Source organism: Variovorax sp. Soil_C_19, assembly GCF_057657255.1.
On sequence record NZ_JBDGIV010000013.1, the window covers coordinates 91,845 to 116,809 of the forward strand.

A 24,965-nucleotide genomic window follows, 5' to 3' on the forward strand; every position below is an offset into this window, starting at 1 on the left:
GACGCTCCAATGCCGGCGCTTGCAGATGAAACCAGAGTGCCGGCTGCTCTGGCTTACAAATATTAATGCCGTGGTACGCCTTGTTTCAATCGGGTTTCAGCTGGAGTGGTTATGGAATACAACCATTTTCGTGAAATGAATCACGCTTCGGCACCACGAGGGAACCGGTTTCGCCGTGGGTGGGACCTGCTAGCCCGCGTGGCTGCCGGCTGCCCCGGCGTCGGCTTCGGCTTCGGGCTGAAAGAGGATGGCCACGATCTCCGCAGCACAGGTCTCGCCCGTCGGCGTCTGCCAGCGGGCCGTATCGCCGACACGCAGGCCGAGCAGGCTGCCCCCGACCGGCGAGAGCACCGAGATCAGGCCGGCCGAGGGGCTCGCATCCTCGGGATAGCAAACGGTGAGCGTCTGGCGCCGCCGCGTGTGGACGTCGACGATCTCGACCCGCGCGTTCATCGTCACGAGGTCGGGCGGCACGGCGTGCGCGTCAGTCAGTTCGGCACTGTCGAGCAGATCCGCCAGCGCGGTCTGCAGATGGACGCCCGGCAGTTTGCCGAGGCGGGCGAAGTCGTGTTGGGTGAGCGTGCGCTCGCCGTGGATCGTTGCATGCATGGACGCACTCCATTCGTGCGGACCTGCCGGTGGGCAGCGGCCGCGAACGCGCGGGACTTGTGCCCGGCGGTGAATGGTTGCGCAGAAAGGGGAGAGGGAAGCGGGCCGCCGGGCCTAGGGATGTGCGGGGAGTTTCCTGCGGCCCGCCTTCGACCCGGCGCGCGCATGCACGCTGGCCGCGGCATGGGCATGGGTCAAGGCGAGAAGGGCGGACGACATGGCAAGGAGTCTAGGCAACCCACCGGGGTCCGGCAAGCAATGCCCTCAGGGTCCTTGCCAGATTGAGCTTGAAAATGGCGGCTTCCGCGGCGAACAGGCACCGTAGCGGTCGACGACGAAGGGCAGTGGATGCAATCGAACCAGGTGAGCCTCGTGCGCGATCCCGACAGCGGGGTCGAGGCGATCCGTGCGCGCTTTCTCGGCCATGCCTACGACCCGCATCGGCATGACGAGTGGCTCGTCGGCGTGACCGACAGCGGGCACCAGGACTTCTTCTGCCGCGGCGCGCGGCGCGTGAGCACGGCCGGCCGCGTCATCCTGATCGAGCCTGGGGAGCTGCACGACGGGCGCGCGGCCGGCGGCGGCGGTTTCAGCTATTCGATGCTGTACCTGCCGGTGGTCTGGCTGCGCGATGGACTCGGCGGCGTGCCGGACGACGGCATCGGCTTTCGCGCGACGTTGGGCGACGACCCGCGGCTCGGCGCGGCGATCCGCCATGCCGGCGCCGTGCTGGCGCGCCCGCGCGAACGGCTCGCGCGCGATGCGGCGCTCGACGCCGTGGTCGCGGCGCTGCGGCCGCACCTGGGGCGGCCTGCACCCGACGAAGACGCTGGCGCCGCGCCCGGCCCGGCGAGCCCGATCGCGCGGCGCGCGCGGGACCTGCTGCATTCGGCCCTCGCCGACGACCCGGGCGCCGACGCGCTTGCCCAAGCGGCCGGCGCATGCGACCGCTTCGCGCTCGCGCGCGTGTTTCGCGCCGCCTACGGCACCTCGCCGCATGCCTACCTGGTGCAGCTTCGCCTGACCGAGGCGCGCCGGCGCCTGCGCACGGGCCAGGCGCCGGCGCTGGTGGCCGCGGACTGCGGCTTCGCGGACCAGAGTCATCTGGGCCGCTGGTTCCGCCGCGCCTACGGCCTCGCGCCCGCCGCCTACCGGGCGTGCTGAATTTGCACGAACGTTCCAGACCCGGCGCACTGAACTTGCGACAGTCGCTGCCACTGAACAAGACAGGAGCAGCGCAGATGGTGTTCGAGACGAAGGTGGCGATTCTCGTGCGCGAGGACCTCGCCGTTTGGCAGAAGCTCAACGTGACGGCCTTCGTGGCGACCGGCATCGCGTCGGCCGCGCCCGATGCGATGGGCGAGCCGTATGTCGATGCGGCCGGCCGCAGCCATGCGCGCCTGCTCGGCGAGCCGGTGCTCGTCTTCGCCGCATCGGCCGAGACGCTGCTGCGCGCCTACCGGCAGGCGATCCAGCGCGACCTCGTGCGCGCCGTGTACGTCGGCGCGATGTTCGGCACCGGCCACGACGCGGCCAACCGCGCCGCCTTCCTGGCCGAGTCCGCCGACGCGCCCGACCTCGTCGGGCTGGCGCTGCGCGGGCCGAAGAAGGAGGTCGACAAGGCGCTCAAAGGGGCGGTGCTCCACGCCTAGCGCGATGCCTTTCGCGTGACGACCACCTCGACGTAGTCGCTGGGCACGATCAACGAGGCCGGACCCGCGCGGTTGCAGCCGTTCAGCAGTTCGGCCAGGTCCTGCTCCAGCGCGGCGGCGCCCTCGGCCGGCAGCGCCGCAAAGGCCTTGTGCACCGGGCCGTACCAGGTGCGGAACACCTCGATGAAATGCGCCGCCGAGCGGTAGCGGAAGTTGAACTGGCGCGGCGTGATCGCGATCGACTCGGCGCGCTCGCCGAAGAGTTTCTGCAGGTGCGCCTCCACGCCCCAGAGCGACGGCGGCTGCACGCCGGCCGGCGGCGGCACATGGCGCCCCAGCACCTTGAACAGCTGGCCTATGAATCCGGTGGGCGTCCAGTTCGCCAGGCCGATGCGCCCGCCCGGACGGCAGACGCGCGCCAGCTCGGCCGCGGCCGTGGCGTGGTCGGGCGTGAACATCACGCCGAAGGTCGACAGCACGACGTCGAAGCTCGCGTCCTCGAAGGGCAGCGCCTCCGCGTCTGCAGGCTGGAACTGCACCTCCAGGCGCTCGGCGCGCGCGCGCTCGGCGCCGCGGTCGAGCAGCGCGGCCACGTAGTCGGTCGAGGTGACGCGGCAGCCGCGCCGCGCCGCCGCGAGCGTGGCATTGCCGTTGCCGGCGGCGACGTCGAGCACGCGCTCGTCGAAGCGCAGGTCGCAGGCTTCGGCGAGCTGCTCGCCGACAAGCTGCAGCGTGGTGCCGATCACGGCGTAGTCGCCGCTCGACCATGCGGTCATCTGGCGGCCCTTGATGGCACTGAAATCGATGGGTGCGTTCATGGTGCGTGTTCCTGGTGGTGGTGATGGGGAGCGGGAATCGCAATGTCGCGCGGCGCGCGCGCGGCGTCCTGCCTGCGCGTCGGCGCGGCCTGACCGATCGTCCGCATGTGCGCCGGCCTGCACCGCGCCGGCCAATCGTCATAGAACGCAACGGAGATGGACACCGCGCGGCGGCGCGCCCAGAATGATTTCTCGACGACCACCCCTCACCGATGCCGGTGCGAAGGAAGCCCATGGCAGCACAGCAAGACGTTGCGGCCGCGCTGCGGCGCATGGAAGCGGTGCTGCGGCGGCGCCCCGAGGCGGGCCATCACGCCGACTCGCAGGCCGTGGCGCGCTGGGCCGGGGGGTTGAAGGTGGTCACGGCGCATGCCAACGGTACCGCCGCCGCGACCGATATGCCCGAAGAGCTGGGCGGCGGCGGCGACACAGTCACCCCGGGCTGGCTGCTGCGTGCCGGCGTGGCATCGTGCGTCGCCACGCGCATCGCCATGGGTGCGGCGCAGCAGCAGATCGCGTTGCAGACGCTCGAGGTGTCGGTCGACAGCCATTCGGATGCGCGCGGCATGCTCGACGTGGCCGATGCCGACGGCCACGCGGTGAACGCCGGCCCGCTCGACATGGCGCTGCGCGTTCGGATCTCTGCCGCTGGCAACGTGCCACCCGAGCGGCTGCGCACGCTGGTCGAACAAAGCCATCGCTGCTCGCCGATGTCGGCCGCGCTGCAGCTCGCGGTGCCGTTGACGCTCCAGGTCGAGGTCGGGCAGGGCTGATGGACGCGCTCTCGGAAACCCTGCGCGTCGTCCGCCTGGTCGGCGCGATCTTCATCCATGCCCGGTTCACGGCGCCGTGGTGCTACCAGTCGCCGCGGGCCGATTCTGTGGCGCCGATCCTCGAGCCGGGCGCCGAGCGCGTGGTGATCTTCCATCTCATCACCGAGGGTGACTGTTGGGTCGAGCTGGCGGGCGAAGCGCCGGTGCACCTGATCGCGGGTGACGCGATCCTCTTTCCGCAGGGCGACGCGCACCGCATGGCCTCGCAGCCGGGGCTGCCGCCGGCCACGGGCGGGCGGCTCGAGGAGGTGTTGTCGCGCCGCCCGCGCCAGCTCTGCTACGGCGGCGGCGGGGCCACCACGCGCCTCGTGTGCGGCTTCCTGGCCTGCGATGCGCGGCTTGCGCGCCTGCTGCTGGCGGGGCTTCCTTCGCTGGTCCGCGTCAATGTGCGCGGCTCCCACGCCGGCACCTGGCTCGAGGCGTCGGTGCGCTATGCGCTCGGCGAGGCGCGCTCGCCGCGCCCGGGCGGTGCGGCCGTGCTGGCGAAGCTGTCCGAAGTTCTGTTCATCGAAGTGTTGCGGCTCTACATGAACGAGCGGGCCGAAGGAAGCACCGGCTGGCTCGCGGGCGTGGGCGACCGCATCGTCGGCGCCGCGCTCCAGGCGCTGCACACGAACCCCGCCCATGCGTGGACGCTCGACGAACTGGCCCGCACCGCCGGCAGTTCGCGCTCGGTGCTGGCCGAGCGCTTCCAGCATCTGGTGGGCAGTTCGCCGATGCAGTACCTCACACAGTGGCGCATGCTGCTGGCCGCGAACCTGTTGTCGCGCAGCAATGCGCCGCTCGCGAACATCGCCGAGAACGTCGGCTACCAGACCGACACCGCCTTCAGCCGCGCGTTCCGGCGCGAATATGGCGCGCCGCCGGCCGCCTGGCGCCGCAGCCGCTCGGGCGCGGTCGCACCGGAGGCTGCGGGCCTCGCGCACAGCCCCTGACGAAACGGGACTGCGTCGAGGTCGGCGCCTCAGGCGAGCGCGCGCTGCGACCCGCCGAGCTGGAACACGCCGACCACTTGCGACAGGCTGCTCGCCTGCTCCTGCAGCGAGGCCGCGGCAGCGGCGGCCTCTTCGACCAAAGCCGCGTTCTGCTGCGTCACCTGGTCCATCTGCGTGATGGCCTGGTTGATCTGCTCGATGCCCGTGGTCTGCTCCTGGCTTGCGGCGGTGATCTCGCCCATGATGTCGGTCACGCGCTGCACGCTGGTCACGATCTCTTCCATCGTGCGGCCCGCCTCGGCCACCTGCTGGCTTCCGGCCTCGACCTTTCTCACCGAGTCGTCGATCAGGCCCTTGATCTCCTTCGCCGCCGCGGCCGAGCGCTGCGCCAGGCTGCGCACCTCCGAGGCCACCACCGCGAAGCCGCGGCCCTGCTCGCCCGCGCGGGCTGCCTCCACGGCCGCGTTCAAGGCGAGGATGTTGGTCTGGAACGCGATGCCGTCGATCACGCCGATGATGTCGACGATCTTGCGCGACGAAGTGTTGATCGAATCCATGGTGCCGACCACCTTGCCCACCACGCCGCCGCCGCGCACGGCCACTTCGGAGGCCGAGACGGCAAGCTGGTTGGCTTGGCGCGCGTTGTCGGCGTTCTGCTTGACGGTGCTCGTGAGCTCTTCCATCGAGGCCGCCGTCTGCTCGAGCGAGCTGGCCTGCTGCTCGGTGCGCGACGACAGGTCCTGGTTGCCCGAGGCGATCTGGTTCGACGCCGTCGCAATCGTGTCGGTGCCGTTGCGTACCTCGCCCACCACCTTGAAGAGGCTGTCGTTCATGGCCTTCAGCGCCGAGAGCAACTGACCGACCTCGTCGCGCGAGCCGACGCTCACCTGCGTGCTCAGGTCGCCCGCAGCCACCTTCTGCGCCAGTTCGACCGCGCCTTGCATCGGCCGCACGATGCCGACGGTCAGCCGCCATGCGAAGAGCGCACCCAGCAGCACCGCCATGGCCGACAGGACGACCAGCATCAGCCGGGCGCTGCGGTGGTTGTCCTGGATCTCTTGGGCCATCACGTCGATGCGCGTGCGCTGCGCCTCGGCGATCTGGTTTACCGCCTGCTTGTAGACGTCCAGCGCCGCCTGGTATTGCGTGTCGGCCAGCTGGTTGGCGGCGCCCGGGTCGCCCGCGGCCTTGAGCTTGTTGATGGTTCCCAGGTGCTCGAGCACGCGCTTGCGCGCATCGGCCACGGCCTCGAAGAGCTTGCGCTCGTCGGGCGTGGTGAGCAGCTTGTCCATCTGCTGCTGCACCGGGTTGATCGAGGCCACGCCCTCGCCGAGATGCTTCTTGAAATAGGCCTCGTTCTCGGGGTCGGTGGCCTTCGCCAGGCCGAAGGAATGCACGATGCTGGGGCCAAGCAGGTTGGCCCACCGGTTCGCCAGCCGCTCCTTGACCAGCGCCTCCTCGACCATCGCCGAGGTGGAGTGCGCCACGGCATTGAGCCGCAGGATGCCGATGCCCGAGATGAGCACCATCAGCAGCAGCATGGCCGCGAAGCCGCCCCCGAGGCGGACACCGATCTTGAGATTGCGCAGGTTCATTGCTTTCTTTCACGAAGGAGGGCGCGCGCGACAGCCGCCGCCATGACCGGTTATCGGCAGCCGGCGCGAAATCTGAAGGGGGAGGCGGAAAAAAACGCCCTTGCTATATTTGCGCGCCCGGAGAGTTGTGCTGTACAACAAACAAAAAGGAGCACCTGCCTTGAAACCATTCGCCACGCCACCGGGCCTGGATTTCCCCCGGCCGCTGGTCACTGTCGACCTCGTCATCTTCACCGTGCGCGACGATGCGCTGAAGGTCCTGCTGGCCCGCCGTCCCGACGCGCCGGGCGAGCCTTTTCCGGGCCGCTGGGCGCTGCCTGGCGGCTTTGTCGACGTCGCCCGCGATGCCAGCCTGATCGACTGCGCCAGGCGCAAGCTGCACGCAAAGACCGGCGTTGCCGCCCCTTACCTCGAGCAGCTCGGGAGCTGGGGCGGCGCGCAGCGCGATCCGCGCGGATGGTCGGCCACGCATGCGTTCTTTGCGCTGATTCCGGGCGACGACCCGGCGCCGCGGCAGGGTGCCCATGCCGCCCCGGCCGAATGGACCGATGCCGCGGCCGCGAGCCGCAAGCGCCTGGCCTTCGACCACGGCGAGATCCTCGCGGCCGCCATCGCCCGCCTGCGGGGCAAGGTCGAATACACCTCGCTGCCGGCCTTCCTGCTGCCGGAGCCGTTCACGCTGCCGCAGCTGCAGCACACCTACGAGGTCGTGCTCGGCCGCGCGGTCGACAAGAGCGCGTTTCGCAAGCGGATGCTCGACGCGGGCTTCATGGCCGAAGCGGGCCCGGTGGAAAGCGCTTCCGGCCGCCCGGCCATGGGCTACCGCCTGCGCGACCGGGCGCAGCCCGCCGTGTTCCCGCGGACCTTCAGCCCGCGCGAGGCCGAAGCACCCGACGCTTGACACCGCACGTGATGGTTGTACAGTACAACCAAACTAAGTTGCACAGTACAACCAAAAGGAAAGACGCCATGAAGCAGAACATCCATCTTCTCGTGATCGATCCGCAGAACGACTTCTGCGACCTGCCGGCGGCCTGGCTTCCGACCGACCCGGCCACCGGCGCGCCGCTGCAGCCCGCGTTGCCGGTGGCGGGCGCGCACGCCGACATGCTGCGGCTCGCCGCGCTCATCGGCGAGGGCGCGGACGGCATCGACGCCATCACCGTGACGCTGGATTCGCACCACCGCTTCGACATCGCGCACCCCACCTTCTGGGAGTCGCGCGAGGGCAGGGTGGCGCCTTTCACCGCCATCACCGCGGCGCAGGTGCGCAGCGGCGACCACCTGCCGCGCGACCGCGAGGCGCTGCCCCGCGCGCTGGCTTACCTCGACGAACTCGAGCGCCGCGGTCGCTACACGCTGATGGTCTGGCCGGTGCACTGCGAGATCGGCAGCTGGGGCCACAACGTGCATGCGGCCGTCAAGGCCGCCTACAACGCCTGGGAAGACCGGCGCGCCGCCATGGTGGAGAAGGTCGCCAAGGGCAGCAATCCATGGACCGAGCACTACAGTGCCGTCCAGGCCGAGGTGCCCGACGAAGGCGATGCCGTCACGTCGCTCAACATGGGGCTCGTCGCGTCGCTCGACCGTGCCGATCTGATCGTCGTCGCGGGCGAGGCCAGCAGCCACTGCGTGCGCGCCACGACCGAGCACATCGTCGCCCACCTGCCGTCGGCCAATCCCGCCAAGCTGGTGCTCGTGACCGACTGCATGAGCCCGGTGGCCGGCTTCGAGTCCCAACACCAGGCCTTCCTCGACGACATGGCAGCGCGCGGCGCGCAGCTTCGTTCCAGCGCCGACGTGCTTGCGCTGCTGCGCGCGAATGCCTGACGCCACTTGCAGAAAGGACCCTGCCATGCAACCGATCATCCAGAGCCTGCTCGACACCGACCTCTACAAGTTCACGATGTGGCAGGCGATGCTGCACAGCCATCCGCAGACGCAGGCCGAGTACAGCTTCGTGTGCCGCAACGCGCCGGCCTATCCGCTGGCCGACCTGCTGGCCGACGTGAACGAGCAACTCGAACACCTGTGTTCACTGCGCTTCGCGCCGGACGAGCTTGCGTACCTGCGCGGCCTGCGCTACATCAAGAGCGACTTCGTCGACTTCCTGCGCATCTTCAGCTTCCAGCGCGAGTTCATCACCGCCGAGGCCGACGGCGACACGCTGCGCATCCGCGCGGTCGGACCGCAGGTCCACACGATGGCGTTCGAGATTTTCGTGCTCGCCATCGTCAACGAGCTGTACTTCCGCCGCTTCGACGCCGAGGCCGCGCTCGCGCAGGGCCGCGAGCGGCTGCAATCCAAGATCGCGCTGCTGCGCGACTTTGCGAACGAGCCGGCGCGGCAGCATCCGTTCGAGTTCTTCGACTTCGGCGTGCGGCGCCGCTTCTCGCGCACCTGGCAGCGCGAGGTGGTCGAGACGCTCCAGCGCGAAGTGCCGATGTTCTTCAAGGGCACCTCCAACGTGCTGCTCGCGAAGGAGCTTGGCCTGGTGCCCATCGGCACCATGGCGCACGAGTACCTGCAGACCTACCAGGCACTCGGCGTGCGGCTGCGCGACTTCCAGCGCGCCGCGCTCGAAGGCTGGGTGCAGGAATACCGCGGCGACCTCGGCGTGGCGCTGACCGACGTGGTGGGCATGGATGCCTTCCTGGCCGACTTCGATCTTTACTTCGCGAAGCTCTTCGACGGCTTGCGCCACGACTCGGGCGACCCCGTCGCCTGGGGCGAGAAGGCGCTGGCGCACTACGCCAAGCTGCGCATCGATGCGCACACCAAGCGGCTGGTGTTCTCCGACGGGCTCGACCTGCAGGCGGCCATCGGCCTGTACCGAACCTTCGCCGACCGCACCCAGACCGGCTTCGGCATCGGCACCAACCTGAGCAACGACGTCGGCCTCACGCCGCTCAACATCGTGATGAAGCTCACCGGCTGCAACGGCCAGCCCGTCGCCAAGCTGTCGGACAGCCCGGGCAAGACGCTCTGCAATGACGAAACCTTCCTGGCCTACCTGCGCCAGGTGTTCGGCATCGCGGCATGATGATGTGCAACACCGAACCGCGAGAACAGACAGGATGACGAACATGTCCAGCAGCAACAGCAAGGCCGTCGATGTGGCCGTCTACATCGGCCGCTTCCAGGTCTTCCACAACGCCCAGCTCGCGTTGCTGCGCCGCGCGCTCGCCGCCGCCCCCGCGTGCGTGGTGGTGCTCGGCTCGGCCTTCCAGGCGCGCTCGCCGCGCAACCCGTTCAGCTGGGAAGAGCGCGCGGAAATGATCCGCGCCGCACTGCCCGAGGCCGACCGCGAGCGGATCGCCTTCCTGCCGGTGCGCGACCACTACGACCAGGCCCGCTGGGCGCAGGCCGTGAAGCAGGGCGTGGCGCGGCTGCACCCCGGCGTGTCGTCGGTGTTGCTGGTGGGGCACCTGAAGGACGAGACCAGCAGCTACCTTCGTGACTTCCCCGAGTGGGCGCACGATGAAGCCGGGCGCCAGGGCGACATCAGCGCCAGCGCCCTGCGCGACACATATTTCGAAGCAGCCGCCGACGCCTCGATCGAGCCGGCACTTGCGGCCATCGCCCACAAGGTGCCCGCGAGCACGCTGGCGTTCCTGCGCGCCTGGGCCAGCCAGCCGGACTACGCCAGGATCGCGGAGGAATGGGCCTGCCTGCGGCACGAGAACGCCCTGTGGGACGGCTCGCCGTATCCGCCGGTTTTCGTGACGGTCGACACGGTGATCCAGTGCGACGGGCAGGTGCTGCTGATCCAGCGCGGCCGTGCACCGGGCAAGGGCCTGTTCGCGTTGCCGGGCGGCTTCCTCGAACCGCGCGAGACCGTCTGGCAATCGGCCCTGCGCGAACTGGCCGAGGAGACCGATTTGCGGTTGCCCGACAGCGAGGTCCATGCCGCCTTCAAGGCCGTGAAGGTGTTCGACCATCCCGACCGCAGCCAGCGCGGCCGCGTCATCACCCATGCGCACTGGTTCGACCTCGGCCAGCGCCCGCTGCCCGCGGTGCAGGCCGGCGACGACGCCGCGGCCACGCGGTGGGTGCCGATCGGCGAGCTGGCGGCGATGGAGGGCCAGCTGCACGACGACCATTTCCACATTCTTGATTCTTTCCTGCCGCTGACGGCAAGAGAGCAATCGCCCTGAAAGCGGTTGTGAAAAATTAAACAGCACTTTACTAATTATGAGTGCCGCTTATAATTTTTCGTATGGAATTGAACCAGCTCTGGCACTGTCCCCGGCCGGCGCTCGCGAAACGCTATCTGGCTCTGTTGCAAGCCGGGCCGGTTGTGAGCACGACCATTTTCGCGCCCCGGCGCACCGGGAAGACGGTGTTTCTGCGCAAAGACCTGACGCCAGCAGCCGATGCTGCCGGCTTCGCAGTCGCGTACGTGGACCTCTGGCAGACGAGGTTGAACCCCGGCATTGCGATCGTTCGAGGCCTGGAGGAGGCGCTCACGCCGAAGACGTTGGCACAAAAGGCGCTTCACAAGCTGCATGAGCCGGTCAGGAAGGTCAAGGCGTCCGGCAGCGCGGGCGAGTTGAGGGGCGCCATCGAACTTGAGTTGGGCGACGCGAAAAAGGAAGCCACCGAACTCGCCCTGCGCATCGAAGAGCTCGTTGTCAAGCTTGTTTCCAAGAAGAAGCTTCTGCTCCTTGTCGATGAAGCGCAGGAACTTGCACGGAACAAGGAGAACGAGCTGATGGCAATGGCGCTGCGCACCGCCATCACCAAAAACAGCGACAAGCTGCGCGTCGTGTTCACCGGCTCATCGCGCACGCAGCTCGCCAATGTCTTCTCCAACAGCACCGCGCCACTCTTCTCCGTGGGCGCTGCCGTTCAAGAGTTCCCGCTGCTTGGCAGGGAACTGGTCGAATTCGTCGCAGAGAAATTCCAGGCCGCGAGCGGACGAACCCTGGACGTCGCCGCAGGGTGGACGGCCTTCCAGGAATTCCGCCAGCAGCCCGAGCCATTCCTTTCGGTGGTCGTGGCCATGCTCATGGACCCATCGCTCACGCTCGATCGTGCTGTGGCCACCGAAAAGGCAGAGCAGGACAAGGAGGAAAACCACGAAGGAACCTGGGCGTCGCTCGATGCGATGCAGCGCCAGCTCCTTTTGCTCTTCGTTGACGACCCGCATGCCAAGCCATTCGGAAAGGCAGCGCTTGCGAAACTTGCCAAAGCCCTCGGCGTCCCTTCGCTAGCGCCGTCCGACGTGCAGTATTCGCTCAACAACCTGAAGTCCAAGGCGATCATCTCGAAGGCGCCAGGCGGTGTGCACACTTTCGAAAGCGCGGCGTTCGAGCGCTGGGTCAGAACGTTGGCGCCCGTCAGCCCGCGCTAACCCCTTTGCGGTGCCGGAAAGGCCTCCTGGATCACCTGACGCAAGGTGGCGGCGACGCCGTGGCGGCCCCCGCGGCGCCATGCCAGGTGCACCTCCACGTCCAGGCCCGGGGCATCCTGCAGCGGCCTGAAGACCACGCCTGCATAGCGCAGCCTGGTGGCGGAACGCGGCAGCAGCGCCATGCCGACGCCCGCATCCACCAGCGAGAGGATCGAGTGGGTGTGGCTCAAGGTCTGCACCGTTTCCGGAGCAACCCCTTCGGCGCGCAGCCGCCCGGCCACGAGCTCGTAGAGATAGCGCGACTCGGAGGGGCAGAATTCGATGAAGGGCTGCCCTTCGAGGGCCGCGAGCGGAATCGTCTCGTCTTGCGCCAGCGGATGTTCTGCGGGCAGCGCGAGCACGAAGGGTTCGCGGAACACGGCGACCGATTCGGTGAAGCTGCGCGGCGCGAACGGCCGCACGATGCCCAGCTCGATGCGGTCGGTGCCGATGGCCTCGATCTGCTCGACCGTCTGCATTTCGCGCAGCACCACCTGCACGTCGGGCAGCTGCGCGCGCACGGCCGCCAGCAGCTGCGGCAGCAACGTGAAGCTCGCGGCCGGAATGAAGCCGACCGTCACGCTGCCGGCGTCGGCACGCACGGCGCGGCGCGCGGCCAGCGTGGCCGCCTGGCTGCGCCGCAGGATGTCCTCCGCCTCGCGCAGGAAGACGGCACCGGCCGGCGTCAGCCGTACGCTGCCGCCCGAACGCTCGAGCAGGCGCACGCCGACCTCATGCTCCAGCAGCTGGATCTGTCGCGTGAGTGGCGGCTGGGTCATGCTCAGTGACGTGGCGGCGCGGCCGAAGTGCAGCTCGGTGGCCACGGCCACGAAGCATCGAAGTTGGGTGAGCTGGAACACGATTCAATTCTTGAATGGCGGCATCCCGTGAATGGATTGGACGCTCTTGCCGGTGCCTCCTAGAGTAGCCGCTCCGGGTTCGCCCCTTCACACAGAAAGCAAGATGAGTTCTTTTCAAGGCCCTGCGCTGCGCGCGGCGCTCGATGGCATCTCGGGCATCCTGGTCACGCCGTTTGACGCGAACGACGCAGTGTGCGTGGCGCCGCTCAAGCCCCTGGTCGACCGCGCGGTCGCAGCCGGCGTGCATGTGCTGGTCGCCAACGGCAACACCAGCGAGTTCTACGGCCTGCAGGCGCACGAAGCGCAGCAGATGGTGCATGCGGCCGCCGAATGCGTGGCCGGACGCGTGCCGCTCTTGGCCGGCGTGGGCCGCAGCATCCACGAGGCCTGCGAACTGGCGGCCGTGTCGCGCCGCGCCGGTGCCGATGCCCTGATGGTGCACCAGCCGCCCGATCCGTTCGTGGCGCCGCGCGGTGTGGTGGCCTATGTGCAGAAGATCGCGGAGGCGTCCGACGGTCTGCCGCTTGTGCTGTACCTGCGCAACGACAACATCGGCCTGGCCGCCGTCGAGGCGTTGTGCCGCATCCCCCAGGTGGTCGGCGTCAAGTGGGCCTCGCCCACGCCGCTCGTGCTGGCCGAGGCGATCCGCCGCACCGCTGATCGCGGGCTGGCCTGGGTCGGCGGCCTGGCCGAGGTGTGGGCGCCCCCGTTCTACGCCGTTGGCGCGCGCGGCTTCACCTCGGGCCTCATCAACGTGCTGCCCGAACGCTCGGTGGCCATCTACAACGCGCTCGAGGCGGCCGACCACGCGCTGGCCATGCGCTTGATCGGCGAGATGCTGCCGTTCGAGGAACTGCGCGCCCAGGAAAACAACGGCACCAACGTCACCGTCGTCAAGACCGCGCTCCAGATGATGGGCAACGACTGCGGCGCCACCCGAGCGCCCTCGGCCTGGCCGCTGACGGACACGCAGCACACGCAGCTGCATGCGCTCATGGCGGGCTGGAGGCTGCTGCGCTGATTTTTCTCGTCTCTCTTTTCTCTTGCGCCTTCTGGTTCGAAGGCGCGATCGCTCCATAACTATCAAGGACAAAACCCATGAACCATCGCCGATCGCTGCTCGCACTGAGCCTTCTCGTTCCGCTCTGCGGCACCGCCGCCGCACAGGAGTTTCCTGCGCGGCCCGTCACCATCGTCGTGGGCTCCAGCGCCGGCAGCGCCACCGACGGGCTCGCGCGCGCCATCGGGCAGGAGCTGACCAAGGCGACCGGCCAGGCCGTGGTGGTCGACAACCGGGCCGGTGCCTTCGGCGGCATTGCGGCGCAGTTCGTGGCGCGGGCCCAGCCCGACGGCTACACGCTGTTCATGACCACGAACACGACGCAGTCGGCCAATCCGCATCTGCAGAAGAAGCTCTCCTACGATCCCATCAAGGACTTCGCGCCCGTCTCGCTGCTGACCAAGGGCTACCAGCTCCTGGTGGTGAACCCCCAGGTGAAGGCCAACAACGTGGCGGAGCTGATCGCGCTCGCGAAGGCGTCACCCGGCAAGCTCAACTACGGCTCGGGCAGCTCGTCGGCCCAGGTGGCGACCGAACTGTTCGAGCAGATGACCGGGACCAAGATCAACTACGTACCGTACAAGGCCAATCCGCCCGCGGTGCTCGATCTCGTGTCCGGCACGACCGACCTGATGATTGCCGACCTGGCCACCACCTTGCCCCAGGTCAAGGCCGGCAAGTTGCGCGCGCTCGGCGTGAGCAGCCCCCAGCGGCTTGCGCTGGTGCAGGGCACGCCGGCCATCGCGGAATCGCTGCCGGGCTACGAGTTCGGCTACTGGAATGCGCTCTACGCGCCCGCAGGCACGCCGGCGCCGGTCGTGCAGCGGCTGAATGCGCTCATGCACCGCGCGCTCGGCACCCCAGCGGTGCAGAAGCTGGTCGAGCAGGCCGGCATGGAGGCCGCACTGTCCACGCCCGAGGAGCTGGCGCGGTTCCAGCTTTCGGAGCTGAATCGCTGGGGCCAGATCATCAAGGCGGCGGGTATCGCCGCCGAGTAGGGCTGCACGCTCGGGATCACGAAGCGCCCGCGGCCGTCGGGCCGCGGCTCGGTCTTTGACGAAGCAACGGCTGAGCAGCGTGCGGTGGCGCAAACAGCGGCTAAGGGACAACCCCGAGTGACGCTGCCGCCAAAGTGCCCGAAAGTTACGGGAACGTTCCCGGTCTTTCATTCAATACCTCATGCCCAAAGCCCGCACCGCAGCAAATCGCCAGGTGACCATCCTCGACATCGCCCGTGAAACCGGGCTGTCCAAGTCGACCGTGTCGCGCGCGCTGAATGCGCCCCGGGAGGTCGCGGCCGAAACCCTGCAGAAGATCCAGGCGGCCATCCAGACGCTGAACTACATCCCCGACAGCCACGCGCGCTCGCTGGTCACTCAGCGCTCCTTCGCGTTCGCGGCCGTGGTCCCCACACTCGACAACGCCATCTTCGCCGCACTGATGCACGGCTTCCAGGCGGTGATGGCCGAGCAGGGGCGCCATGTGCTCGTGGCCGCGAACGGCTACAGCATCAAGGAAGAGCTGGACCAGCTGCGCACGCTCGCGCAGCTCAGCATCGGCGGCGTCATGCTGGTGGGCACCTCGCGCGATCCGGCCGCCTACCAGCTGCTCGACAGCCGTCGCATTCCCTACGTGATCACGTCGGCCTTTGATGGGAACGTTCCCAGTATCGGCTGGGACAACGAGACCGAAGCGCGCCGCCTGGCGGACCATCTGCTGGACCTGGGGCATCGGCGCCTGGCCGTGATCGGCGGTGTGACGCGCGACAACGACCGGGCGCTCGCCCGCGTGGTCGGCTATCACGCTGCCATGCGCGCGCGCGGCATCGAGCCCGACCCGGCGCTGACGCTCGAATGCGCCTACGACATTCCGTCGAGCCGCGCCGCGATGCGCCGCCTGCTCGATCTGCCGGAACGCCCGACCGCGGTGCTCTGCGGCAACGACGTGCAGGCCTTCGGCGCCATCCTCGAATGCCATGCGCGGCAAGTCCGCATTCCGCAGGACGTGTCGATCACCGGCTTCGACGACCTGGAGATGGCGGCGCACTTCCAGCCGCCGCTCACCACCATGCGCTCGCCGGCGGCGCAGATGGGCCGGCGCGCGGCCGACATGCTGCTGGCAGCCAACGCCGGCTTGCCGATGCCCGCGAGCACGCGGCTCGAGCTCGAACTCATCCTGCGCCGCACCACCGGGCCCGTGCCCGAACGTCCCGCGCATCCCTGACCCGACCAGAAAGGACATCCCGTGAGCGATTCTTCCGGCGAGCGAACCCCGCCCTCGATTCCCGCCCTGCAAAGTATGGCCCATGCGTTGCGTTGCGATGTGGTGCGCATGGTCGCTGCCACCGGCCAAGGCTACGTGCAGCAAGGGTTGGGTGCGGCCGACCTGTTCGCGGCGCTGTATGGCAACGAGCTTCGCTTGCGCGTGGGCGATCCGCGCTGGCCCGCGCGCGACCGCTTCCTGCTGTCGACCGCGCACAACTCGGCCGTCTTCGGCGCGGCGCTTGCGCACGCCGGGCTGATCGGTCGCGAGCTGCTCGACAGCTATTGCCATGACGGCTCGCCGTACGAGATCAATATGTCCGAGCGCCTCGGCCCGGTCGTCGAGGCCACCTGCGGCTCGCTGGGACAGGCGCTGTCGGTCGCCGTGGGCATGGCGCTTGCCGCCAAGCGGCAGGGCACGGGCGCGCGCGCCTACGTGATGCTCGGCGACGGCGAGCTGCAGGAGGGGCAGGTGTGGGAAGCGGCCATGGCCGCCGGCCACTACGGCCTGGGCAATCTCTGCATGCTCATCGACTGGAACGAGATGCAGGTCGAAGGGCACATCGACCAGGTCATGCGCATGCAGCCGGTGGCGGACAAGTTCCGCGCCTTCGGCTGGGCCGCGCTGGAGATCGATGGCCATGACATGCCCGCCATTGTCGAGGCATTGGCGCGTGCGCGCCAGACGGTCGAGCGTCCCACGGTGATCGTCGCGCGCACGCTGGTGGGCAAGGGCGCGCCGTGCCTCGAAGGCATCTTCGGCCACAACATGCGACTTCCCAGGGCAATGGCCGAGCAGGCCCTGGACGAACTCCGGGCACACGCCCCCGCGGAGGTATCGGCATGAGCGCTGCAGCCAATGAACTGAAGGTGGGCGATTTCATCTCCCGCGGCGCGGCGGCCGAGGAGATGCCGCGCGCCTACGGCGATGCCTTGCTCGAGGTTGCCGCACGCGATCCGCGCATCGTCGCGCTCTGCGCCGATCTCACGGCCTCGACCGAGACCGACCGCTTTCGCGATGCCTATCCCGAGCGCTTCGTGCACACCGGCATCGCCGAGGCCAACATGGTGGGCATGGCCGCGGGCATGGCGCGCAGCGGCCACATCGCGTTCACCCACACCTTCAGCGTGTTCGCCACGCGGCGCTCCTACGACCAGATCGCGATGCAGGTGGCCTACCCGCGCACCGACGTGAAGATGGTCGGCTTCCTGCCGGGGCTGACCACGCTGCTGGGCGTGTCGCACCAGGCCATCGACGACGTGGCGCTGATGCGTGCGTTGCCGAACATGGCCATTGCCGAGCCGGCCGGCCCGGAGCAGATGAAGGCCATCGTCGAGGCGGCCTGCGCCCGCCCGGGCCCGGTGTACCTGCGCATGCGCCGCGCCGCCTGGGCCAATCGGCCCGAGCTTCGCGACGCGCGCTTCGAATTCGGCAAGGGCACGTTGCTGCGCGAGGGCGACGATGGCGTCGTCTTCGCCGCGGGTCTTATGGTCGAGCATGCGCTGGCCGCCGCCGACCTGCTGGCGGCCGACGGCTTGCAGGTGGCTGTGGCCAACCTCGCGTCGATCAAGCCGCTGGACACCGCGCTGGTGCTCGCCGAAGCGCGGCGCAGCGGCATCGTGGTCACGGCGGAGAACCACTCGGTGATCGGCGGCGTCGGCAGCGCCGTGGCCGAGTGCCTGGCGGAGGCCGGGGTTCCGGCACGGCTCGCACGCATCGGCCTGCAGGACACCTTCGCCGAAGGCGGCACGCTGGCGTTCCTGCTGCAGAAGTACGGCATGGATGCCGCCGCCATTGCGGCCGCGGTGCGCCGGCTGCGTTCGGAGCGCGGCTGATGCGCATCGCCTTCCTCGGACTGGGCGCCATGGGCGCGCCGATGGCTGCGCGGCTCGCGGCGGGCGGCCACGATGTGCGCGGCTTCGACACCTCGGCTGCGGCGCGCGAGCGCCTGGCGCAGGGTGGCGGCACGCCTTGCGACAGCGCCGCGGCCGCGGCCGATGGCGCGGCCGCCGTGGTCACGATGCTGCCCGACGAGCGCATCGTCGAATCGGCGCTGTTCGGCCCCCAGGGCGCCGCGTCGACGATGAGCGGGCGCGCGTTGCTGCTGGAGATGAGCACGTCCGACGCAGAGTGGATCGGCGTCTGCGCCGAGCGCCTCGCGCCCGCTGGCGTGCGCGTGATGGACGTGCCGGTGGCGCGCGGCGTGCGCGAGGCGGCAAGCGGCGAGCTGCTGGTGATGGCTGGCGGCGACCCTGAAGACTTCGCGGCCGCGCGCCCGCTCCTGGACTGCTTCGCCAAGCCCGAGGACATCCTGCACGTGGGCCCGCGCGGCACGGCCATTCGACTGAAGCTGATCAACAACTACCTGTCGATGGTGAACATGGTGGTCGCGGCGGAGGGCCTGTGCTTTGCCGCCCTCGCGGGCATTCCGCGCGAAGTGGCCTTGCGCGTGTTCGGTGCCACGCCGGCCGGCAAGGGGCAGTTGACGACCAACTTTCCGCGCAAGGTGCTTCGCGGCGACATCGCACCCGACTTTCCCCTGCGCCTGGGCCTGAAAGACGTGGGGCTCGCGCTCAAGCTGGGCGCGCAACTGGGCGCGCCGCTGTATTTGGGCGCCGCGGCCCGGCAGAACTTCGCCATGGCCGAGCGCTGGGGCCGCGCCGAACAGGATTGCACGGCCATGCTGCTGCTGCTCGAGGACCTCGCCGGCACCCCACCCATCGACCCTTCCCAACCCGCCGGCACACGCTGACCGGCCCACGACTCAGGAGACAGGAATGAGAGCTTTGAAGAAGAACTGGATCTGCGCGCCGATGGCCGCACTGGTGGCGGGCGCGACGCTCGCCTCGGGCGCGTTCGCCGCCGACTACAAGAGCATGACGATCCGCGCCGCCACGTCCAGCCCCGCCGGCGGCGTGCACACCTTCGCGATCGACCGTTTCAAGGAGATCGTCGAGAAGGAGTCGGGCGGCAAGGTCAAGGTGCAGACCTTCTACGGCGGTGCCATGGGCGACGAGCAGGCCAACGTGCGCCAGCTGCGCAGCCAGGAAATCCAGCTGGCCGTGCTGGCGGTCGGCAACCTGACGCCGTTCGCGCCGCAGGCCAACATCTACTACCTGCCGTACATGTTCCCGAGCGTCGATGCCGCGCACAAGCTGTTCGGCAACGAAGCCTTCAACAGCAAGATCAACGACACCATCGCCACGCAGAGCGGGACGCGGCCGCTGGCCTGGTTGGCGGGGGGCTATCGGCACATCACCAATTCGAAGCGCCCGATCACCAAGATGGAAGACCTGCAGGGCTTGAAGATCCGCGTGCCCCCGGTGGAGGTGCAATTGGCCGCGTTCCGCAGCTGGGGCGTGGAGCCGCATCCGCTCGCATGGTCCGAAACCTTCAACGCCTTGCAGCAGGGCGTGGTCGACGGCCAGGAGAACCCCTACACGGTCAACCGCGACAACAAGTTCTGGGAGGTGCAGAAGTACGTGACCGAGCTGCCCTACATGCTGTGGGTCGGACCCATGCTGTTCAGCGAGCCCTGGTTCAAGAAGCTCGATGCGCCGACGCAGGCGCTGGTGCGCAAGGCCTCGCATGACGCCGCCAAGGCCGCCTGGAAGTATTCGCAGGAGCAGGAAGAGCAGGCCAAGAGGCAGTGCATCGAGCGCGGCATGGTCGTCAACACGCTCAGCGACGGCGGCGTCTGGCAGGAGAAGGCACGGTCGGTGTGGCCGAAGTTCCACGACAAGGTCGGCGGCAAGGCGGTGCTCGACGAGGCCATCGCGATCATGGGTTCGAAGTAACGTGACGCCCGCGACACCTGACCTCGCCAGGGGCCCGGAGCCCACGCCGGGACCGCTGCGCTGGTGCTACGAGCACTTCGAGGAACTGGTGAGCGTGGCCTGCCTGGCGGCCATGGTGGCGTGCCTGATGCTGCAGGTCGGCACGCGCTGGATCACGGGCGACGGCCTGGCGTGGAGCGAGGAGATGAGCCGCTACACCTTCGTATGGGCGACCTTCGCGGCGGCACCCATGCTGGCCAAGCGGGCGGCGCACGTGCGCATCTCCGCGCAGTTCCTGCTGATGCCGCCGCGCATGCGGCTGGGCTTTCGCATGCTGTGCGATGCGATCTGGGTCGTGTGCAACCTCGCATTCGCCTGGTGGTCGTGGCAGGTGGTGCGCGACGCGCTCGAGTTTCCAGAGATTTCGCCCACGCTCGGCTTCGCACGGGCCTGGGTCGAACTGATCATCCCGCTCAGCTTCGTCGCCATGAGCTGGCGCATCGTCGAAGACTACGTGCGCCGCTGGCGCCGTGGCGACCTGCTCGCGCTGGTGCGTGCGGATCACGCCCCAGTGGCCGAGTGAGCCTTTTTCCCGCAGAAAGCCATTCATGACGACTTCCCTGTTGGTGCTGCTGGCGCTGGGCATCCTGTTCCTGCTCGGCATGCCGATCTTCATGAGCCTGACGATCGCATCGGCGGTGGGCCTGGTCTTCGGCAGCGGCATGCCGCTGTCGATCCTGCACAACTCGATCTTCGACGGCCTCAACATCTTTCCGCTGCTCGCGATTCCGTGCTTCATCATCGCCGGCGTCATCATGGAGCACGGCAACATCACGCGCGAGATCGTGAACGTGGCCCAGCGCCTCGTGGGCCGCATGTACGGCGGGCTCGGCATCACGACGATCCTGGCCTGCACCTTCTTCGCGGCCATCTCCGGCTCGGGGCCGGGCACGGTGGCGGCGGTCGGCGCCTTGCTGATTCCTTCGATGATCCGGCAGGGCTACAGCCGCGAATATGCGGGTGCCGTGTCGTCTTCGGGCGGCACCATCGGCATCCTGATCCCGCCGAGCAATCCGATGATCATCTACGCGATCCTGGCCAACGTGTCGGTCACGTCGATGTTCGCCGCGGGCTTCATTCCCGGCTTCATGGTGGCCTTTGCCATGTCGTTCACCGCGTGGACGCTGGCCAGGCGCCATGGCTTCCGCGGCGACCCCGACACGCCGCCCTTCAGCTGGAGCGGCTTTCTGGGCGCCTGCCGCAAGGGCTTTTTCTCGCTGATGACGCCATTCATCATTCTGGGCTCGATCTATTCGGGCCTGTGCACCACGGTCGAGGCCTCGGTGCTGGCGATCGCCTATGCGCTCTTCGTGGCGGTGGTCATCAATCGCGCGCTGCGCTGGGCGCATGTGTACAAGGCGCTGCTGGAAGGCACCATGCTCTGCGGCGCGGTGCTGATCATCGTCGGCTCGTCGACGCTGTTCGGCAAGATCATGACCTACGAGGAAGTGCCGCAGCGCCTGGCCGAGTCGGTGATGGCGATTTCGCGCGATCCGCAGCACATCCTCCTGATGATCATCGGCGTGTTGATCCTGCTGGGCATGTTCATGGAGACGCTGTCGACCATCATCATCCTGGTGCCGGTTCTGATGCCCATGCTCATGCTCGTGGGCATCGACCCGATCCACTTCGGCATCATACTGGTCGTCACCAACGAGATGGCGCTGCTCACCCCGCCGCTCGGGGTCAACCTCTTCGTGTCTTCGCGCCTGTCTGGCGTGCCGGTGGAGCGCCTGAGCCTCTCGGTGCTGCCTTACCTCGGCGCCCTCATGGTGGTGCTGCTGCTGATCACCTACTTTCCGGTCATCGCGACGGGGCTGCCGCGCATGCTGGGAATGGTCGACTGAGTGTTCCATGGGTTCGGCGCCGGGCGCCGGGCGCCGGACGCCGGTTCAGCTTTGCGTCTGCGGAACGCGCACGGTCAGGCCGTCGAGTTCGGCCGTCACCGTGAGCTGGCAGCTGAGACGGCTCGTCGCCCGCCGCTCGGCCGCCACGACCTCAAGCATTTCGCTTTCCATGTCGTCGGGCGGCGGCAGCCGCGCCGCGAAGGCCTCGTCGACATAGACATGGCAGGTCGCGCAGGCGCACGAGCCGCCGCACTCGGCATCGATGCCGCGCACGTTGCCGCGAATCGCGTTCTCCATGACGCTGGAGCCCGGCTTTGCGTCGACCTCGCGCGTGCTGCCGTCCTTGAGGATGTAGTGGATTGTGGGCATGGGTGGCTGCTCAGAACATGTCGAAGTACTCGCGGTGTTCCCACTCGCTGACTTCCAGGTTGAAACGCGCGATCTCGGCTTCCTTGATGCGGCAGAGGTAGTCGACGAAGCCGCGGCCCATCCGTTCGCCGAACATCTCGTCGGCGCGCAGGCAGGCGAGCGCTTCGGTCAGCGAGCGCGGCAATGGCTCGGCCGGGGTGTCGTAGGGCGCATCGGCCGAAGGGCCGGGGTCGGTCTTGCGCTGCATGCCGTCCAGCCCCGCGAACAGCTGCGAGGCGAGGTACAGGTACGGGTTGGCGGTCGGCTCGCCCACGCGGTTCTCGATGCGCGTGGCCTTCTGGCCCACGCCGCCGAGCACGCGCAGCATCGCGCCGCGGTTGTCGCGGGCCCAGATCGCGCGGTCGGGCGCGAGCGAGAACGGGCGGTAGCGGCGGTAGCCGTTGATGGTCGGGCTCGCGAGCGCGGCCGCGCCGCAGGCATGTGCCTTCAGGCCGCCGAGGTAGTGCAGGCCGATCTCGCTCAAGTCCTGGCCCTCGGCCTCGGGCATGAACGCATTCACGCCGTCGCTCTGGCGCCGCAGCGACTGGTGCAGGTGCCAGCCGCTCGACATCACGTTGGGAATCTTCGGGCGGCACATGAAGGTGGCGTGGTAGCCCGCGCGCTGGCAGATCTGCTTGATCGCGCTGCGCAGCAGCACCATGGTGTCGGCTGGCAGCACACCGGCGGTGGGGCCGAAGGTGAGCTCGAACTGGCTCGGGCCGAACTCGATCTCGAGCGAGCGCAGCGGCAGCCCGAGCGCCATGAGCTGCGAGCGCAGCAGCTCCATCACCGCATCGACGCGGTCGTAGCGCAGCTCGGTCAGGTACTGGTGGCCGTGCGTGAGCAGCGACACCTTCGGCGGCTCGCCGGGCTGGCCCGAGTCGCCGAGCGCCATGCGCGCATCGTCGAGCCTGAAGACGTGGAACTCCACCTCGAGCCCGGCGATGAAGTCGAGCCCGAGCGCATCGAGCTCGCGCACCGCGCGCTGCAGGATCTGGCGCGTGGCATAGGGGCATGGGCGCCCGTCGGTCATGTAGGCATCGCAGAGCACCCAGCCGGTGCGCGGCGCCCACGGCAGGATCTTGAAGGTCGACGGGTCGGCCACGATGGTGAAGTCGGCGCCGCCCTGCAAGCCTTCGATCTCGAAGCCGCCGCCGGCAGTGAACACCGGGAACACCGTCTTGTGCGAGGTGTCCTTGGCCAGCAGCGTGGAGGTGAGGTTGACGCCCTCGTACAGTGCGTCGCGGGCTTCGCTTGCCACCAGCGTCTTGCCGCGCAGCAGGCCGTGCTGGTCGGGCCAGGCGAAGCGCAGCACGTCGATCTCGCCGGCGTCGATGCGCCCGATCAATTCGCGCGCCTGGCGCTGCTGGTCGTCGGTCAAGAGACCGTGGCGTTGGGTGAACGATGTCATCGCGGCACCGTGTCCGGTCAGCGCGCGAGCCGGGCAGAGGCCCAGTCCGACTGGAGGCGCCGTTCGCGGTCGGCGCTCTGCCAGTAGCCCTCGGTGTCGCCGGTCTTGCCGATGCCGTCGATCGAGGGCGGACCCGCGAAAGCCGAAGCCTGCGTCGCGTCGATGAGCATCGGTGCGCCTTCGCCGGCCAGCGTGCTTTCGATGGCCTTCACCAGCATGCGGCGGTACGCGATGATGCCCTTGTCGGTGCTGCCCAGGTGCTCGCGCGTGCGGTCTTGAATGGGGCCTTGCGACTCCACGGCCCACTGGTCGTGCACATTGATGTCGTCGCCCATGCCGGTGTAGGTCTGGCTCAGCTGCTCGTCGACGCTGTAGCCGTAGTTGTTGCGCTTGTTCTTGCGCGAGGTGTAGCCGGGCAGCTCGTAGAGCTCGAGCCGCTGCGCGCGCATCTGTTCCTTGTCGACCGGGCCTGTGAAGCTCGTGAAGATCGCGAACCAGTAGCAGTGCGTGTCGTCCACCGGCACATGCCATTGCGAAATCGTCATCTCCGCGCTCATCGGGATCACGAAGGCCTGCGGGAAGACGACGTTGGTCACGCGCACGTGCGTGTCCTCTTCCGACAGCTGCCGCAGCGCGGTGAGGCGCAGGCCGTAGTCGGTCGGCTCGACGCCGATCTCGGGGCGTTCGAACTCGCGCAGCACCTTGGTGATCGGCATTTCGGAGTCGGCCGAGGCGCCGCGAAACTGCTTGCCGTAGCTGTCGGAAGTGTCGGCGTCCTCGAAGAAGCGGTGCAGGTACGACGCATGCGCGGGGTCGATGCCCACCTCGAGCGCCTGCAGCCAGTTGCATTCGAACAGGCCCATGAACGCGAAGGTGTGCGAGTCGGGTGCCACGAAGCAGTCGAATTCGGGAAACGCCGGCGGCTCGCCTTCGCCGATGTAAGCGAACACCGTGCCGGCGCGCTCGACCACCGGATAGGCCGACTGTTTGATGCGGCTGCACAGCTTGCTGCCCGCGGGTTCGGCCGGTGTTTCCAGGCACTGGCCCTGGCGGTCGAACAGCCAGCCGTGGAAGGCGCAGCGGATGCCGCCGTTCTCGAGCCGGCCGAATGCCAGGTCGGCGCCGCGGTGCGGGCAGTCGCGGTCGAGCATGCCGAGCTGGCCGTTCTCGTCACGGAACAGCACGAAATGCTGGCCCATGAGTTGGACCGGCCGCACCGGACGCGGGCCCGCCAGGTCCGCGGACAGTGCCACCGGCTGCCAGTAGCGGCGCAGCAGCCTGCCTGCGGGGGTGCCGGGGCCGACCCGGGTGATGAAATCGTTCTGTTCGGCGCTGATCATGGAAGCTCCATCGGGGTTGGAACATGTGTTGCATGCAATGGAATGCATTGTCTGAATGGCAATCTCCGAAAGTCAACTGAGATGCCTAACTAACGCGCACTTGG

The 24,965-nt window shown here is 68.4% G+C and carries 25 protein-coding genes; 18 read left to right on the forward strand and 7 right to left on the reverse strand.

Annotated elements, in window-relative coordinates:
* Positions 1–189: 189 nt before the first annotated feature.
* Positions 190–609 (reverse strand): GreA/GreB family elongation factor, encoded by a 420-nt coding sequence (locus AC3A6R_RS21510; protein ID WP_487860123.1) that lies wholly within the window; start codon positions 607–609, stop codon positions 190–192.
* Between the two features lie 348 nt (positions 610–957).
* Here AC3A6R_RS21510 and AC3A6R_RS21515 point away from each other — a divergent pair, with 348 nt between their 5' ends.
* Positions 958–1,773 carry an AraC family transcriptional regulator gene (locus tag AC3A6R_RS21515; protein ID WP_487860122.1) on the forward strand — a complete coding sequence of 272 codons (816 nt, stop codon included), beginning with the start codon at positions 958–960 and terminating at the stop codon, positions 1,771–1,773.
* A gap of 80 nt (positions 1,774–1,853) precedes the next feature.
* Positions 1,854–2,261 carry a DUF2000 family protein gene (locus AC3A6R_RS21520; RefSeq protein ID WP_487860599.1) on the forward strand — a complete coding sequence of 136 codons (408 nt, stop codon included), beginning with the start codon at positions 1,854–1,856 and terminating at the stop codon, positions 2,259–2,261.
* Here AC3A6R_RS21520 and AC3A6R_RS21525 read toward each other — a convergent pair.
* Positions 2,258–3,079, reverse strand: a complete 822-nt coding sequence (locus tag AC3A6R_RS21525) for a class I SAM-dependent methyltransferase (protein WP_487860121.1) — start codon at positions 3,077–3,079, stop codon at positions 2,258–2,260. The two genes, AC3A6R_RS21520 and AC3A6R_RS21525, sit on opposite strands and share 4 nt — an antisense overlap.
* A gap of 233 nt (positions 3,080–3,312) precedes the next feature.
* Between AC3A6R_RS21525 and AC3A6R_RS21530 the strand changes: the two genes are divergently transcribed.
* Both AC3A6R_RS21530 and AC3A6R_RS21535 read left to right on the forward strand, forming a co-directional pair.
* A complete protein-coding gene (locus AC3A6R_RS21530; protein WP_487865524.1) occupies positions 3,313–3,852 on the forward strand; it encodes an OsmC family protein in 540 nt (179 codons plus the stop codon).
* Complete coding sequence (locus AC3A6R_RS21535) at positions 3,852–4,847, forward strand: AraC family transcriptional regulator (RefSeq protein WP_487865525.1); 996 nt, start codon at positions 3,852–3,854, stop codon at positions 4,845–4,847. Before AC3A6R_RS21530 ends, AC3A6R_RS21535 begins: the two co-directional genes overlap by 1 nt.
* A gap of 29 nt (positions 4,848–4,876) precedes the next feature.
* Here AC3A6R_RS21535 and AC3A6R_RS21540 read toward each other — a convergent pair whose 3' ends face one another.
* Positions 4,877–6,442 (reverse strand): methyl-accepting chemotaxis protein, encoded by a 1,566-nt coding sequence (locus AC3A6R_RS21540; RefSeq protein WP_487865526.1) that lies wholly within the window; start codon positions 6,440–6,442, stop codon positions 4,877–4,879.
* 160 nt (positions 6,443–6,602) lie between these two features.
* Between AC3A6R_RS21540 and AC3A6R_RS21545 the strand changes: the two genes are divergently transcribed.
* From AC3A6R_RS21545 to AC3A6R_RS21565, 5 genes are all read left to right on the forward strand, one after another.
* Positions 6,603–7,343, forward strand: coding sequence for an NUDIX hydrolase (locus AC3A6R_RS21545; protein ID WP_487865527.1), 741 nt, complete (start codon positions 6,603–6,605; stop codon positions 7,341–7,343).
* Positions 7,344–7,411: 68 nt separating this feature from the next.
* Positions 7,412–8,272: a cysteine hydrolase family protein gene (locus tag AC3A6R_RS21550; protein WP_487865528.1), complete on the forward strand. Its 861-nt coding sequence runs from the start codon at positions 7,412–7,414 to the stop codon at positions 8,270–8,272.
* A 25-nt stretch (positions 8,273–8,297) separates the two neighbouring features.
* Entirely contained in the window at positions 8,298–9,485 is a 1,188-nt protein-coding gene (gene pncB / locus AC3A6R_RS21555) for a nicotinate phosphoribosyltransferase (RefSeq protein WP_487865529.1), read from the forward strand.
* A gap of 43 nt (positions 9,486–9,528) precedes the next feature.
* The gene (locus AC3A6R_RS21560) at positions 9,529–10,599 is read left to right on the forward strand and encodes a bifunctional nicotinamide-nucleotide adenylyltransferase/Nudix hydroxylase (protein WP_487865530.1); all 1,071 of its coding nucleotides are present in this window, start codon (positions 9,529–9,531) and stop codon (positions 10,597–10,599) included.
* A gap of 62 nt (positions 10,600–10,661) precedes the next feature.
* Positions 10,662–11,798 carry an AAA family ATPase gene (locus tag AC3A6R_RS21565; RefSeq protein WP_487865531.1) on the forward strand — a complete coding sequence of 379 codons (1,137 nt, stop codon included), beginning with the start codon at positions 10,662–10,664 and terminating at the stop codon, positions 11,796–11,798.
* Here AC3A6R_RS21565 and AC3A6R_RS21570 read toward each other — a convergent pair.
* Positions 11,795–12,697 (reverse strand): LysR substrate-binding domain-containing protein, encoded by a 903-nt coding sequence (locus AC3A6R_RS21570; RefSeq protein WP_487865532.1) that lies wholly within the window; start codon positions 12,695–12,697, stop codon positions 11,795–11,797. The two genes, AC3A6R_RS21565 and AC3A6R_RS21570, sit on opposite strands and share 4 nt — an antisense overlap.
* A gap of 103 nt (positions 12,698–12,800) precedes the next feature.
* Between AC3A6R_RS21570 and AC3A6R_RS21575 the strand changes: the two genes are divergently transcribed.
* From AC3A6R_RS21575 to AC3A6R_RS21615, 9 genes are all read left to right on the forward strand, one after another.
* Positions 12,801–13,718: a dihydrodipicolinate synthase family protein gene (locus tag AC3A6R_RS21575; protein WP_487860111.1), complete on the forward strand. Its 918-nt coding sequence runs from the start codon at positions 12,801–12,803 to the stop codon at positions 13,716–13,718.
* A gap of 77 nt (positions 13,719–13,795) precedes the next feature.
* Positions 13,796–14,755: a Bug family tripartite tricarboxylate transporter substrate binding protein gene (locus tag AC3A6R_RS21580; RefSeq protein WP_487865533.1), complete on the forward strand. Its 960-nt coding sequence runs from the start codon at positions 13,796–13,798 to the stop codon at positions 14,753–14,755.
* 181 nt (positions 14,756–14,936) lie between these two features.
* Positions 14,937–15,980, forward strand: a complete 1,044-nt coding sequence (locus AC3A6R_RS21585) for a LacI family DNA-binding transcriptional regulator (protein WP_487865534.1) — start codon at positions 14,937–14,939, stop codon at positions 15,978–15,980.
* Between the two features lie 21 nt (positions 15,981–16,001).
* Positions 16,002–16,865: a transketolase gene (locus AC3A6R_RS21590; RefSeq protein WP_487860108.1), complete on the forward strand. Its 864-nt coding sequence runs from the start codon at positions 16,002–16,004 to the stop codon at positions 16,863–16,865.
* On the forward strand, positions 16,862–17,854 hold the full coding sequence (locus AC3A6R_RS21595) for a transketolase family protein (RefSeq protein WP_487865535.1): 993 nt from the start codon (positions 16,862–16,864) through the stop codon (positions 17,852–17,854). Before AC3A6R_RS21590 ends, AC3A6R_RS21595 begins: the two co-directional genes overlap by 4 nt.
* Positions 17,854–18,771, forward strand: a complete 918-nt coding sequence (locus AC3A6R_RS21600) for an NAD(P)-dependent oxidoreductase (protein ID WP_487865536.1) — start codon at positions 17,854–17,856, stop codon at positions 18,769–18,771. Before AC3A6R_RS21595 ends, AC3A6R_RS21600 begins: the two co-directional genes overlap by 1 nt.
* Positions 18,772–18,796: 25 nt before the next feature.
* Positions 18,797–19,816: a TRAP transporter substrate-binding protein gene (locus AC3A6R_RS21605; protein WP_487865537.1), complete on the forward strand. Its 1,020-nt coding sequence runs from the start codon at positions 18,797–18,799 to the stop codon at positions 19,814–19,816.
* 1 nt (position 19,817) lies between these two features.
* Complete coding sequence (locus tag AC3A6R_RS21610) at positions 19,818–20,378, forward strand: TRAP transporter small permease (RefSeq protein ID WP_487860104.1); 561 nt, start codon at positions 19,818–19,820, stop codon at positions 20,376–20,378.
* Between the two features lie 25 nt (positions 20,379–20,403).
* The gene (locus AC3A6R_RS21615) at positions 20,404–21,702 is read left to right on the forward strand and encodes a TRAP transporter large permease (protein ID WP_487860103.1); all 1,299 of its coding nucleotides are present in this window, start codon (positions 20,404–20,406) and stop codon (positions 21,700–21,702) included.
* Between the two features lie 45 nt (positions 21,703–21,747).
* Here the strand turns inward: AC3A6R_RS21615 and AC3A6R_RS21620 are convergent, their stop codons facing one another.
* From AC3A6R_RS21620 to AC3A6R_RS21630, 3 genes are read right to left on the reverse strand one after another with little or no spacing between them, the layout of a single operon-like run.
* Positions 21,748–22,071, reverse strand: a complete 324-nt coding sequence (locus tag AC3A6R_RS21620; protein WP_487860102.1) for a 2Fe-2S iron-sulfur cluster-binding protein — start codon at positions 22,069–22,071, stop codon at positions 21,748–21,750.
* Positions 22,072–22,081: 10 nt separating this feature from the next.
* Positions 22,082–23,521: a glutamine synthetase family protein gene (locus AC3A6R_RS21625; protein WP_487860101.1), complete on the reverse strand. Its 1,440-nt coding sequence runs from the start codon at positions 23,519–23,521 to the stop codon at positions 22,082–22,084.
* 17 nt (positions 23,522–23,538) lie between these two features.
* On the reverse strand, positions 23,539–24,861 hold the full coding sequence (locus tag AC3A6R_RS21630) for an aromatic ring-hydroxylating dioxygenase subunit alpha (protein WP_487865538.1): 1,323 nt from the start codon (positions 24,859–24,861) through the stop codon (positions 23,539–23,541).
* Positions 24,862–24,965: the final 104 nt, after the last annotated feature.

Bases quoted from the DNA above. Each gene is read 5' to 3' on its own strand.
- AC3A6R_RS21510 (WP_487860123.1), bottom strand. From the start codon at position 609: ATGCATGCAACGATCCACGGCGAGCGCACGCTCACCCAACACGACTTC.
- AC3A6R_RS21515 (WP_487860122.1), top strand. From the start codon at position 958: ATGCAATCGAACCAGGTGAGCCTCGTGCGCGATCCCGACAGCGGGGTC.
- AC3A6R_RS21525 (WP_487860121.1), bottom strand. From the start codon at position 3,079: ATGAACGCACCCATCGATTTCAGTGCCATCAAGGGCCGCCAGATGACC.
- AC3A6R_RS21530 (WP_487865524.1), top strand. From the start codon at position 3,313: ATGGCAGCACAGCAAGACGTTGCGGCCGCGCTGCGGCGCATGGAAGCG.
- AC3A6R_RS21535 (WP_487865525.1), top strand. From the start codon at position 3,852: ATGGACGCGCTCTCGGAAACCCTGCGCGTCGTCCGCCTGGTCGGCGCG.
- AC3A6R_RS21540 (WP_487865526.1), bottom strand. From the start codon at position 6,442: ATGAACCTGCGCAATCTCAAGATCGGTGTCCGCCTCGGGGGCGGCTTC.
- AC3A6R_RS21550 (WP_487865528.1), top strand. From the start codon at position 7,412: ATGAAGCAGAACATCCATCTTCTCGTGATCGATCCGCAGAACGACTTC.
- pncB (WP_487865529.1), top strand. From the start codon at position 8,298: ATGCAACCGATCATCCAGAGCCTGCTCGACACCGACCTCTACAAGTTC.
- AC3A6R_RS21560 (WP_487865530.1), top strand. From the start codon at position 9,529: ATGTCCAGCAGCAACAGCAAGGCCGTCGATGTGGCCGTCTACATCGGC.
- AC3A6R_RS21565 (WP_487865531.1), top strand. From the start codon at position 10,662: ATGGAATTGAACCAGCTCTGGCACTGTCCCCGGCCGGCGCTCGCGAAA.
- AC3A6R_RS21575 (WP_487860111.1), top strand. From the start codon at position 12,801: ATGAGTTCTTTTCAAGGCCCTGCGCTGCGCGCGGCGCTCGATGGCATC.
- AC3A6R_RS21580 (WP_487865533.1), top strand. From the start codon at position 13,796: ATGAACCATCGCCGATCGCTGCTCGCACTGAGCCTTCTCGTTCCGCTC.
- AC3A6R_RS21585 (WP_487865534.1), top strand. From the start codon at position 14,937: ATGCCCAAAGCCCGCACCGCAGCAAATCGCCAGGTGACCATCCTCGAC.
- AC3A6R_RS21595 (WP_487865535.1), top strand. From the start codon at position 16,862: ATGAGCGCTGCAGCCAATGAACTGAAGGTGGGCGATTTCATCTCCCGC.
- AC3A6R_RS21600 (WP_487865536.1), top strand. From the start codon at position 17,854: ATGCGCATCGCCTTCCTCGGACTGGGCGCCATGGGCGCGCCGATGGCT.
- AC3A6R_RS21605 (WP_487865537.1), top strand. From the start codon at position 18,797: ATGAGAGCTTTGAAGAAGAACTGGATCTGCGCGCCGATGGCCGCACTG.
- AC3A6R_RS21615 (WP_487860103.1), top strand. From the start codon at position 20,404: ATGACGACTTCCCTGTTGGTGCTGCTGGCGCTGGGCATCCTGTTCCTG.
- AC3A6R_RS21620 (WP_487860102.1), bottom strand. From the start codon at position 22,071: ATGCCCACAATCCACTACATCCTCAAGGACGGCAGCACGCGCGAGGTC.
- AC3A6R_RS21625 (WP_487860101.1), bottom strand. From the start codon at position 23,521: ATGACATCGTTCACCCAACGCCACGGTCTCTTGACCGACGACCAGCAG.
- AC3A6R_RS21630 (WP_487865538.1), bottom strand. From the start codon at position 24,861: ATGATCAGCGCCGAACAGAACGATTTCATCACCCGGGTCGGCCCCGGC.